This window comes from Chryseobacterium viscerum (genome assembly GCF_025949665.1).
GTDB lineage: Bacteria > Bacteroidota > Bacteroidia > Flavobacteriales > Weeksellaceae > Chryseobacterium > Chryseobacterium viscerum_A.
On sequence record NZ_JAPDFT010000001.1, the window covers coordinates 1,287,812 to 1,301,522 of the forward strand.

At 36.1% G+C, this 13,711-nt stretch carries 14 protein-coding genes; 10 read left to right on the forward strand and 4 right to left on the reverse strand.

The genetic code is table 11. From position 1 onward, the window contains the following. The first annotated feature begins 102 nt into the window (after nucleotides 1-102). The 5 genes from OL225_RS05770 to OL225_RS05790 all read left to right on the forward strand — a co-directional run bounded on the left by OL225_RS05770 (nucleotide 103) and on the right by OL225_RS05790 (nucleotide 4,594). The gene (locus OL225_RS05770; protein ID WP_264517598.1) at nucleotides 103-1,731 is read left to right on the forward strand and encodes an NADP-dependent glyceraldehyde-3-phosphate dehydrogenase; all 1,629 of its coding nucleotides are present in this window, start codon (nucleotides 103-105) and stop codon (nucleotides 1,729-1,731) included. A gap of 146 nt (nucleotides 1,732-1,877) precedes the next feature. Beyond that, on the forward strand, nucleotides 1,878-2,387 hold the full coding sequence (locus tag OL225_RS05775; protein WP_047377619.1) for an RNA polymerase sigma factor: 510 nt from the start codon (nucleotides 1,878-1,880) through the stop codon (nucleotides 2,385-2,387). Between the two features lie 8 nt (nucleotides 2,388-2,395). Then, nucleotides 2,396-3,214: a hypothetical protein gene (locus OL225_RS05780; protein WP_264517599.1), complete on the forward strand. Its 819-nt coding sequence runs from the start codon at nucleotides 2,396-2,398 to the stop codon at nucleotides 3,212-3,214. A gap of 266 nt (nucleotides 3,215-3,480) precedes the next feature. Then, on the forward strand, nucleotides 3,481-3,990 hold the full coding sequence (locus OL225_RS05785) for an RNA polymerase sigma factor (RefSeq protein WP_185097840.1): 510 nt from the start codon (nucleotides 3,481-3,483) through the stop codon (nucleotides 3,988-3,990). Nucleotides 3,991-4,003: 13 nt separating this feature from the next. Beyond that, nucleotides 4,004-4,594, forward strand: a complete 591-nt coding sequence (locus tag OL225_RS05790) for a hypothetical protein (RefSeq protein WP_264517600.1) — start codon at nucleotides 4,004-4,006, stop codon at nucleotides 4,592-4,594. 43 nt (nucleotides 4,595-4,637) lie between these two features. On the opposite strand, the gene OL225_RS05795 is transcribed toward OL225_RS05790, so the two are convergent. Then, nucleotides 4,638-6,032, reverse strand: a complete 1,395-nt coding sequence (locus tag OL225_RS05795; protein ID WP_264517601.1) for a S41 family peptidase — start codon at nucleotides 6,030-6,032, stop codon at nucleotides 4,638-4,640. 261 nt (nucleotides 6,033-6,293) lie between these two features. Here OL225_RS05795 and OL225_RS05800 point away from each other — a divergent pair, with 261 nt between their 5' ends. Next, entirely contained in the window at nucleotides 6,294-7,445 is a 1,152-nt protein-coding gene (locus OL225_RS05800; RefSeq protein ID WP_264517602.1) for an MBL fold metallo-hydrolase, read from the forward strand. On the opposite strand, the gene OL225_RS05805 is transcribed toward OL225_RS05800, so the two are convergent. Continuing rightward, nucleotides 7,446-7,733, reverse strand: coding sequence for a GNAT family N-acetyltransferase (locus OL225_RS05805; RefSeq protein ID WP_047377616.1), 288 nt, complete (start codon nucleotides 7,731-7,733; stop codon nucleotides 7,446-7,448). It lies immediately after the preceding gene. Between the two features lie 533 nt (nucleotides 7,734-8,266). On the opposite strand from OL225_RS05805, the gene OL225_RS05810 reads away from it, so the two are divergent. From OL225_RS05810 to OL225_RS05825, 4 genes are all read left to right on the forward strand, one after another. Beyond that, entirely contained in the window at nucleotides 8,267-8,731 is a 465-nt protein-coding gene (locus OL225_RS05810) for a hypothetical protein (RefSeq protein ID WP_264517603.1), read from the forward strand. 115 nt (nucleotides 8,732-8,846) lie between these two features. Continuing rightward, complete coding sequence (locus OL225_RS05815; protein ID WP_264517604.1) at nucleotides 8,847-9,752, forward strand: helix-turn-helix domain-containing protein; 906 nt, start codon at nucleotides 8,847-8,849, stop codon at nucleotides 9,750-9,752. Between the two features lie 86 nt (nucleotides 9,753-9,838). Further along, nucleotides 9,839-10,840, forward strand: a complete 1,002-nt coding sequence (locus OL225_RS05820; protein WP_264517605.1) for an aldo/keto reductase — start codon at nucleotides 9,839-9,841, stop codon at nucleotides 10,838-10,840. A 99-nt stretch (nucleotides 10,841-10,939) separates the two neighbouring features. After that, a complete protein-coding gene (locus OL225_RS05825) occupies nucleotides 10,940-11,932 on the forward strand; it encodes an MBL fold metallo-hydrolase (protein ID WP_047377612.1) in 993 nt (330 codons plus the stop codon). A 318-nt stretch (nucleotides 11,933-12,250) separates the two neighbouring features. On the opposite strand, the gene OL225_RS05830 is transcribed toward OL225_RS05825, so the two are convergent. Both OL225_RS05830 and OL225_RS05835 read right to left on the reverse strand, forming a co-directional pair. Next, nucleotides 12,251-12,643: a DoxX family protein gene (locus tag OL225_RS05830; protein WP_264517606.1), complete on the reverse strand. Its 393-nt coding sequence runs from the start codon at nucleotides 12,641-12,643 to the stop codon at nucleotides 12,251-12,253. Between the two features lie 45 nt (nucleotides 12,644-12,688). Next, a complete protein-coding gene (locus OL225_RS05835) occupies nucleotides 12,689-13,462 on the reverse strand; it encodes a DUF1223 domain-containing protein (RefSeq protein WP_264517607.1) in 774 nt (257 codons plus the stop codon). Between the last annotated feature and the right edge of the window lie 249 nt (nucleotides 13,463-13,711).

Genomic DNA, 13,711 nt, shown 5'->3' on the forward strand with positions numbered 1-13,711 from the left:
ATCTATGAGCAGATTGTTTTTTTCAAAACATTTTACTTTTACCTTTATATAACAAAACCTCCTTAGAAGGAGAATCCTATCACATAAAAAATAGAAAGATTTATGAGTTCAGAAAATACAGCATCATTCCATCACATTTTTAAGGGTGAAAATGAAATCCCGGAAGAATATAAAGTTCCGGTCATTCATCAGAGAACTTATCTTTTGAATGGCGAACTGGTAGAGTGGAACGGAGATGTCACCGAAATCTATTCCCCGGTGTGTATTCCTACAGAAAACGGATTAGAAAGAAAACTTTTGGGAAGTATTCCTAACATTGGCCCAAATGAGGCTATGGAAGTTCTTGAAGCCTGTGTAAAAGCTTATGATAACGGATTGGGCGAATGGCCTACAATGTCTGTAGAAGGACGCATTAAATGTATGCAGAAATTTGTATACCTGATGATCAAGCAAAGAGATCTTATCATTAGGTTACTGATGTGGGAAATCGGGAAAACGCTGGCTGATTCTACCAAAGAATTTGACCGTACTGTAGATTATATCAATCAGACCATTGATGCACTGAAAGATCTGGACAGAGAATCTTCCCGCTTTCAACAGGCAGAAGGAACCATTGCGCAGATCAGAAGAGCACCGCTTGGGGTGGTTTTAAGTATGGGACCATTCAATTATCCTCTGAACGAAATTTTTACCACCCTGATTCCCGCTTTGATTATGGGAAATACGATTCTGTTTAAACTGCCGAAACATGGGGTGTTGGCTCACTATCCATTATTAGAAGCTTTCAAAGAAGCATTCCCGAAAGGAACGGTGAATACTTTATATGGAAAAGGATCAGAAATTATCACCCCAATCATGGAAAGCGGAAAAGTGAATGTTCTTGCCTTCATTGGCTCCAGCAAGGTGGCTAACGGACTGAAAAAACTACACCCGAAAGTAAACCGCTTAAGGGCAATTCTTAGCTTAGATGCGAAAAATGCAGCTATTGTTACCAAAAATGCAAATCTGGATGTAGCGGTGAGCGAATGTATTTTAGGGGCGCTTTCCTTCAACGGACAGCGATGCACAGCATTGAAACTGATATTTGTTCAGAAAGAAATAGCTGAAGAATTTACAAAAAAATTGAGTGAAGCGGTTTCTGCTCTGAAACCGGGACTTCCATGGGAGAAAGATGTAAAAGTAACTCCGCTTCCGGAAGCCAACAAACCTCCTTACTTGAAAGAATGTATTGATGATGCTTTGCAGAAAGGAGCAGCCGTTTTGAACAAAGACGGAGGCTATACGGATGAATCTTTTGTTTTTCCGGCGGTAGTTTATCCTGTAAACAGTGATATGAAACTTTATCATGAGGAACAGTTTGGTCCGGTAATTCCTGTTGTTCCATTTGAAGACATAGAAGAACCTATAGAGTATCAGGTGAATGCTTCACACGGGATGCAGGTAAGTATTTTCAGTGAAGATCCGCAGGAAGTAGCAAAGCTGATCGACCCATTCGTGAATCTTGTAAGCCGTGTTAATATCAACTGCCAGGCACAAAGAGGGCCGGATGTTTTCCCTTTTACCGGAAGAAAAGACAGTGCAGAAGGAACGCTTTCTGTTTTTGATGCACTCCGTTCATTCTCAATCCGGTCATTGGTAGCCGCAAAACTTACAGAGTCCAATAAAGAATTACTCAATACTATTGTCAGAGAACACGATTCCAATTTTTTAAGCACAGATTATATTTTCTGATCATTTTGTATTTAACATAAATAAAAATCCTCAATAAATCTCTTTGTTTATTGAGGATTTTTTTAACTTAATGCCGGGAATTAGAGTTTTGTGTTATAATAAGATGATGTTTTTGGAAATATCATCTAAGGATCAGTGTGTAAATCATGTCTTCACCGGAAAAAGAGTTTTTAGAGAAAATAGAAAAGCACAAAGGTGTTGTTTTCAAGATCTCTAAAATGTATATGGATAATAAGGACGATCAGAATGATCTCTATCAGGAGATCATCTACCAGGCCTGGAAATCATACGGTGATTTTCAAAGGAGGAGTGATTTCTCCACATGGCTGTACAGAACTGCGCTAAACACAGCAATTGTTTTCCTGCGAAGTGAAAAAAAACGTAGTTTTATACAGAATCAGAATGTAGATGGGCTGAGTGCCCGCCAGGAACCTTATAATGATACGGATGATGTAAATATGAAGCTGATGTATGAAGCAATTCACCAGCTGAGTCCTATTGATAAAGCTCTTATATTTTTCTTTTTGGAAGGGTTTTCGGGAAAAGAAATTGCCATTCAGCTGGGAATTACTGAAGTCAATACAAGGGTAAAGCTGAAAAGGGCAAAAGAAAAGCTGAAAGAGATCATTACCAAACAAAGAGCAGGTTCTTATTAAAAGATAAAATGATGGAGTTAGAAAACTTTAAAGAACTTTGGAATAAAGATACAGGACAGGAATCTCCTGAAATTTCTCTTGAAAAACAGAAGGAAATACATTCCCCGTTGCAAATGCTGAAAGTGAATATGGAAACTGAGTTTTGGCTGATGATTGTAACGCTGCCTTTACTTTTGACCAATTTCCCGTTTGCTTCTGCCGATTCTAATATTAAAATTATATCCGCATTTGTCACAATCCTGACCATTGTTATTATCGTCTATTTTTATTCACGTTTTCTGAAATTGTATAAGCTGCTTCAAAAGAATAGTATCAATACAAATTATGATTTGTTTAATCTTAAAAGCCAGCTGCTCATATCAAAAGAAATCTATATAGCTTATTATGTTTCCTATATCCCTCTTGGGTTTCTTCTCTCTCTGATCAGAATTAATTTCCATTTTGAGATGGAATATAACCTGGCCATCTTCGGGATCAGCCTTCTGATTACCCTGCTCTTGATTGCTTTTATCATAAAATACTGGATCTATTATATGTACGGAAGGTATATTGATGATGTAGTACGTTTGGTAGATGAACTTAACGAGATTGAAATAAGCCCCAGACCCGAAAAGAAAAAAACATGGTTTGAGCGTTCACAGAAATTTTTCATGAATAAAATGGGCATCAAAGGAAATATTCTGAATACCGTTATATGGTTTGTTTCAATGTATATTTTTATCATTTTATTTTTGACACTCGTTTTTTTGATTGTCATCATAGCCGGTGCCAAGCTGAACCTTCTTGATATAGGATCCTTACAAAGAGCCTTAAATAAACTGAACTAGAAGTTTAATTTAAATACAGAAGAACCTGACAGATAACCTGTCAGGTTTTTTTTATTAAGAAATGTAACATTTCTTGTTTTATTCTACTAACTGTGAAAAAATATTAAATAATTGATTTATAATACAATACTATTCTCAAAATAGTAAACCTATAAAAACACACAATGAGAGCCTGGCAGTATTTTTCTGTCGGGTTTTTTTATTTCTTTTGTAAAATACTGTAACAATTTTTTTAAATGAAAACTAACTCTACAGAGTAACAAATCATGATCTCATTAGAACAAGAGTTTATAAGTCAAATTGAACAGCATAAAGGAATCCTATTTAAGATTTCTAAAATGTACATGACTGAAAAAGATGACCGGGATGATCTTTTTCAGGAGATTACCTATCAGCTCTGGAAAGCATTTCCTGGTTTCAGAGGTGAAAGCGAATTTTCAACATGGCTATACAGAATTGCTTTGAACACGGCCATTATTTTCCTTAAATCAGAAAAAAGAAGAAGCTTTATTGCCCGTGAAGATTTTTCCAATCATATCATTGTGCAGGAAGACTATGATTATCACAAAGAAGAACGCCTGGCTGAAATGTATAAGGCTATTCATCAGCTCAATCCCATTGATAAAGCCTTTATATTTTACTATCTGGAAGATTTTTCCGGAAAGCAAATTGCAGAACAGATGGGAATTTCTGAAGGAAATGCAAGGGTGAAAATGAACCGCGCAAAAAATAAACTTAAAGATATCTTAAGCCAAATAAAAACCAACAAACATTAAAATCAGTAATCCAATGAATATCGATGAATTGAAAAATACCTGGAATGAAGATATTATGGAGGAAACTCCGGAAATAAGTATAGAGCAAAGAAATAAACTGAATCTTCCCCTTGAAAAAATACGTAAAAACATGCGTGTGGAATTTTGGTGGGTGATAGGAATTTTTGTTTTTGCATTTTTGGTTTGCTCAGTCTGCAGGCCATTTAAATTGCAATTGTATATAACGGTTTTAATTGCCTCCATGCTTATTGTTACCGTTTTCTTCTTCAGTAAATTCTTTAAACTCTATAACGAAATCAGTAATACTGCACCTAAGACCTACGATTCTCTGAAAGATCTGGTGATGCAGCTGAATCTGAATAAACAGTATTATCTTTCATATTACATCAGTTTTGCTCCCTTTCTGGTATGTGAAATATTGATTGTCCTGGAATTTATCCCATGGCCAAAGCCTTTGAGTGAACTAAAAATTGCAGTGATCTTAATCGGTTCTGTAATTGGAGGATTGTTTTTACTCTACCTGGCAGGGAAATTCTGGTTTCATCGTTATTACGGAAGATACGTGCAGCATATTGAAAATCTTTTGGAAGAGTTGAAAAGATAGATAAGATTTTGGCGGGCCGAAAGCCCGCCAAAATCTTTATAAATTATTGTCCTTTATGGTCTTTTTCTTTAGCAATTTCATTTTTTATCCAATCCAGCTGCGGGTCTTTTCTGTCAATGATATCCTGCATGCTTTCAGTAACCACTACATCAGGAATAACACCTTTCCGTGAGTCTGAAAACTTGATATTGGGCTGTACCAGAAGTAATCCGATAGGGAACCTGATCTCAGAATTAGGCAGTTTCTGATAAGAATAGAAACCTGCAACTGTTCCGTCATTGGCACCACCAGTTTCTTCACCTACAAGAGTTGCCCTTTTATCATTCTTAAGCTTGGCGGTAATAATAGAAGATGCAGAGAAGCTTCCTCCGTTGATCAATACAAAAACTTTTCCGTGGAAAGCTTGTTTATTAGGCTTTGTAGGTTTATCAGCTTTCATTTTATAGAAAACCTTTCCGTCTTTTTTATACGTACTGAAAGCCTGTGCGAAGAAATAACTTGGATAGGCAATACTTTTAAGAGCGTATTCTAAAGGATTACTTTTTCTGAAATAATTTGTGCGCAGTGGAGTATCTCTTGATGTGACCTGAGAAGGTTTGATCAGGGTAAAAGGAGCGTCCGCTAAATAGGAATACAGGTTATTGATCTCATAGAGAGAGCCTCCATAGTTATTTCGGACATCTATGATGAGGTAGGGAGCTTTGGCCTCATTGATCTTGGCAAAGGTCTTTTTATAAAATTCATCAGAATAATCTCTGGAGAAACTTTGTACCTTTATATAAGCAATAGTGCTGTCTTTATCCAGGAATTTAAAACTTCTGTTATAAGAATTACTTGAAGCTACATAATCGTTCAGTTTCTTTTCCAGTGTTTTTTTCTTCATTTCCTTATCCTTCTCAAGATCAGAGTCAGATTTTATTTCTCTGCTTAATGTATAGGATCTTTTTTCACCCTGATAAAGTGTTTCAAGAATTGCTTTACTTCCAAAACCGTTCTCTGCAGTATAAAAATTAAAGAAAAGATCTTTTAAAAAATAAGGATGAAAAGTCGTATTATCACCATCACTGCTGATCAGACTTCTGTATTTCTTTATATAATCCGAAACAGGAATATTGTTGATTGATAGAATTTCAGTTCCGGGTTGTATATGCTCAATAGAATCTCTGTTTTGAATGATATACATCTGATCACCTGATATATAATATTCAAAACGGCTGAACATTCCTTTCTGATGTTCCAGTCTTTTAAACTCCCTTTTGGTAAACTTCTTTCTGGGAATTCTCAATGAAAGATGCCCTTCACGGATTCCTGCAATAACCGGCTGAAGTTTAAAATAAAACTGAAGAGGAGTAAGAGATTCAGTAAGAGTCTGTTTAAGACTGTCAAATTTATGGTCCAATTCCTTCTTGGGAATATACCAATATAATTGAGGATGCATTTGCTGTAATTTTGAATATGCAAAGTCCACATCCTCTTTGAGTTGCTCCGGTGGAATACATGAAGCCCGCTGTTCGTTGTGTTTCCTTATAGAGGCACAAGACGAAAGTATTGCGAGAAGAAATATTACCGAATAATTTTTCAATAGATCTGAGTTTTTTAGGGTGCTAAAATAGAAAGTTTAAAATTAATCATGACTTAAATGACTAATAAATTTTCCAAAATACATGATAAATTTAGTTAAAAAATGCACTGAAACTGAATGAATTTTCATTTAAAGGCAAAAGTCAATACATTTGATGTTTATTTTGTACAGATGATTTACTGGATTATTACGACTATCGCTGTTTTGACAGTTACTTTTTTTATAGTGATCAATATGAAGGCATTTGGCGGGGTGCCAAAAGGAAAGAGGCTGAAACGCATCAGGCAGTCAAAACTCTATAAAAGGAAGCAATTCCAGAATATCAGCCATACTCCTTCCATTACAGAAGGCTACAAAATGTCGAAAGTGATTTATGATTTCTTTTTAGGAAAAAAAGATCCACTTTTGAAGCCCTTGAAAAAAATTCCATCTCTTCATACTGATTTAAAAAACAGAGACAAAAATCAGGATATGTTTATCTGGCTGGGACATTCATCTTATTATCTGCAGACAGATGGTATTTCGTTCCTGATTGATCCTGTATTGAGTTTATATGGGTCGCCTTTCAAATACTTTAACAAAGCTTTTAAAGGATCAGATATCTTTAAACCTGAAGATATTCCCAATGTGGACTATCTGGTAATAACCCATGATCATTTTGACCATCTGGATTACCCGACTGTAAAATCTATCAGAGACAGAACGGGGATGGCTATCTTACCTTTGGGAGTGGGAGCGCATCTGGAAAGATGGGGATATGCTGAAAACTCGATGATTGAAGAAGAATGGGGAACTGAGGTGAATCTGAAAAATGATATAAAAATTGTTTTTACCCCTGCCAGACATTTTTCGGGCAGAAGAACCAGGAAGAATGATACCCTGTGGAGCTCCTATGTTCTGATAACACCTACAAAGAAGATTTTCTTAGGAGGAGACAGTGGTTATGATACTCACTTTAAAACAATTGGTGAACAATATGGTCCTTTTGATTATGCAATTCTTGAGAACGGACAATATGGGGAAGCATGGAAATACATTCATACACTGCCGGAAGATGTTATTCAGGCTGGTATTGATCTCAATACAGAACGTATCATTCCTGTTCACGCAGCAAAATTTGCACTCGCACTTCACCCATGGAATGAACCTTTACAAAAGATAACTGCTCTAGGAAAAGAAAAAGGATTGAATATCCTCACTCCGATGATCGGAGAGGTAGTAGATCTGAATCAGCATGAACAGCAATTTACAGCCTGGTGGGAAGACTGATCAGGCATGCCAGATGTCTTTATATCTCACAGGATGATTTTCAAACTGTTGTCGCACAAAATCACATTCCGGATCTACAAGCAAATCTTTTTCCTCTGCGTAGCGTACCAGCTCATCCAGCAATAGTTTGGCGTATCCTTTTCCTTCACGCTCTTCATCAAGTTTCGTATAATACACAATAAGCAATCTTCCGTCAACCTCTATAGACATATAACCTGCCTTTTTTCCATCAATAAAGAGCTGCAATTCATCCTGATATGGAGATACCTGAAACTTTATATTTTCCATGATAATGTAAGATTTGGTTGATAAAAAATAATTCGGAGAATTTCCAAAAAACATTCTCTCCACTAAAATTACGAAATTAAATAATATGAAATAATAGTTTTCGGGAATCTTAACGAAATTTATAACATAATGATTAAAAGATAAAAGATAAAAGATAAAAGATAAAAGATAAAAGATAAAAGATAAAAGATAAAAGATAAAAGATGTTGTTAATAAAATTCAATAGGGGTGTTTAGCCCAGCCAGATTTTAAAAAGCATCCATTGGCTTTAGCCAAGACTTACAATATTACTCTTTAAAATCCCGAATTTAATTCTAATTTACTGATTGTCATAAACCTCTGTTTAACGAAATGAATTGTATTCTGATGATAATTTCAGGATGATTAACATGTAATAATTTCATGAAAAATTATAAGGTATTTGGAAGATAATCAGTTGTTTATGCTTTTTTTAAATAAATATTAGGATTTACAATTAAGATTTGGCACTTTAATTGACTATATCATCATGTTTAATTTAAAAGGGGAATGAAATGAAAAAGTTACTTTTAACAGCATTTCTGGTTGGGACATTTAGTTTGAGTTATGCCCAGTCAGATTATTACAATGATTACAGAAGGAGTATTTCAGATGTTAACTGGCAAAGAGTTGTTGCTGATCTGTTGCTGTCTACAACACAGGCAAACCAGATTTATGTACTCAATGACCGATATCGTGACTATGACACATGGAACAGGGTGTATGTGGTAGAACCGGGAAGATGGAGAAACGACCGTTATTCGGAGTTGGAAAGAATTCTGGGTAGAGAAAAATATATCATTTTTAAAAAGAAATATTATAGAGGTCAAAACCCTGTGATTGTTTACGGCAGAAATAAGAACGATTATAAAAAATATCGTAAACAACAGGAGAAATATTATAAAAATCAGGAAAAATACTATAAAAAGCAATCTAAACACCACGGTCGTGGACACGGCCACGATGATGATTGGGATTAAAGCATTATCAACTATATATTCACTTTTAAATGGCTGGCATCTTGTCAGTCATTTTATTTTTCCGGCCTCAAATATTATTGTTATTTAATTTGTTTGAATTTTATAACTTTGATCTATGGAATCACACGAGTCACTTAAAGGTTTTTATGAAAGGAATGCTCCCAATCTGGCATCACAGTGTATCGGAGTCAGCAGGATGGGGCATTTCAATGTATTTTCACGGGAATATTGTTCTCCGTTGACTCCCTATAGCAGAAGAGATTATTATAAGATTTCACTGATCATAGGAAAAGGAAAATTGCATTATGCTGATAAATGGATTAAAGTAGACCGACCTGCTTTATTGTTTTCAAACCCTATTATTCCTTATTCCTGGGAAGCAGATGATGAAGACCAGAAAGGCTGGTTTTGTCTGTTTACCGATCAGTTTTTACATAATGGAAGCCGAATGGGAAACCTTCAGGATTCCCCGCTGTTCAAGATTGGTGGAACTCCGGTTTTCTTTGTGGACGAAGAACAGCAGAGGATACTTTCTAATATTTATACGAAAATGATGACGGAAATTCAGTCGGATTATATTCACAAATATGATATGCTGAGAGCTTACCTTCACCTGATGATTCACGAAACCATGAGAATGCAGCCGGCAGAAAGTTTTGAGCCTTATCAGAATGCTTCACAGCGGGTTGCTTCCTTATTTATGGAACTTCTGGAAAGACAATTTCCAATTGACAGCCCTGAAGCCTTTTTAAAATTAAAAACCCCCAATGACTATGCTCAGAGTCTTTCCATACATGTGAATTCTTTAAACCGTTCTGTAAAAGAAATCACAGGAAAAACAACCAGCCAGCAGATTACAGGAAGAATTATTCAGGAAGCCAATGCTTTACTGAAACATACAGACTGGAATGTTGCTGAAATCGCCTACGGATTAGGCTTTGAAGAACCCGCTTATTTTACCAATTACTTTAAAAAACAAACCGGAATTACTCCTAATGCCCTAAGAATGGACATTGTTTGAATTTTATAATTCTTGGTTTGAATTCTATATCAGAATTAGTCCTTTCATGTTCTAATTTTGTCTTATAAAATTAAATCATACCTATCATGAAATTTAAAAAATTAGGAAACACAGACGAACAGTTATCAGCAATTGGTTTAGGATGTATGGGAATGAGCTTTGCTTATGGTCCTACAGATGAACAGGAAAGTATCAATACTTTACACCGAGCTTTGGATTTAGGCGTTAACTTCTGGGATACGGCAGATATGTATGCCAATGGAGAAAACGAAAAACTAATCTCTAAAGTTTTGGTTCCGAACAGGGATAAGATTTTTATTGCAACCAAATTCGGTTTCAGGTTTAAAGATGGTAAAGCAAGCCACAGCGGAGCTCCCGGAACTTATTTTGACGGTTCTCCGGAATGGATCAGAAAGGCAGTAGATTTAAGTCTTCAAAGATTAAAAATAGATACTATTGACCTGTACTATGCTCACAGAGTAGATCCCAATGTTCCGGTAGAGGAAACAGTAGGTGCAATGGCAGAGCTGGTAAAAGCGGGCAAAGTGAAGTATATCGGATTATCCGAAGCTTCAGCAGAATCTATCAGAAAAGCTAATAAAATTCATCCGATTGCGGCGTTACAGTCAGAATATTCTATCCTTACAAAGGATGTTGAAAAAGAAATTTTACCAACTATCAGAGAACTGGGAATTTCTTTAGTACCTTATTCACCGTTGGCAAGAGGTCTTTTTACCAATATTTATGATGTACAGAACCTGGGGGATGATGACTTCAGAAAATCTTTACCGCGCTATCAGCAGGAGTATCTTGAAAATAATACCAAACTAGCCAACGAGATTAATGAATTTGCTGCTTCCAAAGGAGTAAAAGGAACTCAACTTGCCCTGGCCTGGGTATTGAATCAGGGAGATGATATCATCCCGATTCCGGGTACCAAACGAATTAAATACCTGGAAGAAAATATTGCAGCCGTCAATATTGAACTTTCCCAATCAGATCTGGATACTATTGATGCCATTCTGAAAAAATATCCGAATGTGGGAGAAAGATATACTGAAGGTTCAATGAAACTGGTAAACAATTAAAGACTATTATAAAAAAAAACTGAGTTCCTGCTTATGATGGAGCTCAGTTTTTTGTTATTATTCTCAAGGAGGAATGTATAATATGAAAAAAACTAAATTATGAACAGAAGAGAACTGTTAAAGAATGGTTTATTGGCAGGAACATTAAGTATGATTCCTTTTTCCAGTGTACTGGCAGAAACTCCAAAAACATCTGAAAAGACAGGTGATGATCTTTCCGGCTTTAAAAAACTGAAGCTTGGAGAATTAGAACTTTTTGTTCTTACAGACGGATATATTCATGAAGAAAATCTCAATGCATTTGCTCCCAGAGGAACTGTTGCTGAGCTGAAATCAATTCTTAAAGATAATTTCAGACCGGAGAATTATATTGATATGGCCATGAATATTCTATTGGTTAAAACAAAGAATAAACTCATCTTGTTTGATACCGGAATGGGCATTTTTGCTGATGAGAGGACCGGGTTTTTATTAAAAAGCCTCCAAAAAGCAGGCTTCTCGGCAAAAGATATTACTGATGTTTTTATTTCCCATGCCCACCCCGATCATATTGGCGGTGTCGTTGATAAGAAACAAAATCTGGTTTTTCCGAACGCCAATATTTTCATTTCAAAAATTGAACATGATTTTTGGATGAAAGCTACTATAAAGGATTTTGATAATAGTGCTTTGAAAAAACAGCCTGAACTGCTTAATCAGATTATCCCTGCTGTTCAAAACATTCTGAAGACCATTCAGCCGAAACTGAAATTTTATGATCTAAACAATCCACTGTACGATTCTTTCAGTTTTCAGCTAGCTCCCGGTCATACTCCGGGTTTAACAGTAACAACTATCTCCTCAGGGAATGAAAAGCTGATCTACATTGCCGATTTGATTCATTCCGATATAATCCTTTTTCCACATCCTGAGTGGGGCTACTTTGGAGACACCGATCTGGATATTGCAACAACTTCAAGGAAAAAACTGCTGAGACAATTGGCAGATACTAAAACCAGAGCAATTGCCTGTCATTTGCCATGGCCGGGTCTGGGCTTTACAAAAACAAAATCTGGTGCATTTGAATGGTTTCCGGAAAGTTTTATGAATTAGGTAATAGGGTTCAGATAATAGGTTGCAGGGATTAGGGATTAAGAATTAGGGATGCTCTGACCAGGATTAATAAATATGCGCTCAGTATTCCCCTCCTCCGGAGGGGTGGCAAAAATTCAAAGAATTTTTGACGGGGTGGTCAAATAAATCATATACGCAATACAATCAATAGCAGCGGACTTTAGTCCGCTTTTAAAAACAGTACTCATTCATCCGGCTTCAGTCAAAACTTATTCATCATTCAACTAAAACAACAGATCCTCCCGGACAATGGGAGGATCTGTTTCAACATAAGAAAAAATTAGAGTTTTATCATTATCAAGCCTCTCCAAATATCAACTCGGGAGAATACAGTTTTCTGAACATCAGATAAGTAATTGTAAGTACAGAAAAAGCAACCATTGCATCTATTGTAGATGAAAAACCCAGTACTGCTATTTTTGAGAAGAAAGCAAAGAGGATATCGAAAAACATTCCTGCAAATACCCATTCTTTCAGCCTCAGTAATCTGTTGGGAAGCAGAAGAACAAGAATACCTGAAATTTTAAAAACACCCAGTATATAAATGAAATGAGGAGGATAGCCAAGCTGTTGGGTGATGTCCCAAACGACAGGGTTTTTTGTCAGTTCAAAGAAACCGCTGGCTCCAAACCATAATGACATAAAAATAGCTCCTGCCCAATAGATGATTTTTGTTGTTTTTGTTTTCATTGTAGTATTATTTTTAGTTGTTATTATTACTGTTTTGTGTAAACGTTATTTGAAGATTGTTTTTGCTGATCCTGATGTATTTCCTGTTTTTGGATTTTGAATAAAAGCTATGACCTCCCAGTTTTCAGGAGAAAAGCCGTCGGGAAGCTTAAAGGTTGTTGTTCCTACCGGCTGTTTATTCAGTGAGATCTGATTTTGCTTATGAACAATCTGCCAGTGGTGCAGATGGCGGCCTTCATTTTCACCTTTACCTACCTGAGTGGAAGAATGTTTTTCAACCAGATTAATGAGAAGCATATTCTTAGGATCAGTGTCAGAGGTTTTATACTGTACCTTGATTTCCTGTTGAGAAAGAGTTGCCGATAGTTCTATATTTGTTTTTTTAGAATTAAATAAGGCTTTCCGGATTGCATTTTTGATATTGTTTTCATCAGACCCTACAAATTCCGCTTTTCCATTGACAACCAACTGTGGAGTATAAACCTGTGAATTTAAGATACGGCTGTACTGCTGTTGCCGTTGTGAGTTCTCAGCAGTGCTGAATCTGTCTTTCCATCCGAGGCGGTTCCAGTAATCCACATGGTAGGAGAGAAGGTAAACAGGTTCGTCCTTATATTCTTTTTCAATTTTTCCCATCAGTTCATCTGCTGGTGGGCAACTGGAGCAGCCTTCTGAAGTGAAGAGTTCCAAAACAGCAAAACCGTTTTCTGTGGTTGGATGCTGTACTGTCTTTTGGATTTTATCTTGGTGAATAAATGCTGAAGTAGCAAATAATAATGTGGTAAAAGCGCTTACCGTGATTAAGTTTTTTAGTATCATGTCTTTTAATTTGATTCAAAAGTAGATACTCTGGAAAGGCAGAAGAATACAAAAAAAGGTTAACCGGACAAATTGAAAGGTAAACCCGGAAATTGTGAAGAGGATTTTTTATAGGGGAAGAGGGAGGCTGGAAGTACTCCAGGTCTTTGATAGGAATAGCGTTTTCTCATAAAGTATCAGAATCAAATAGAAAAACCCTGATTATTTCAATCAGGGTTATCATTTATTTTTTTTAAACTTCTATAGATT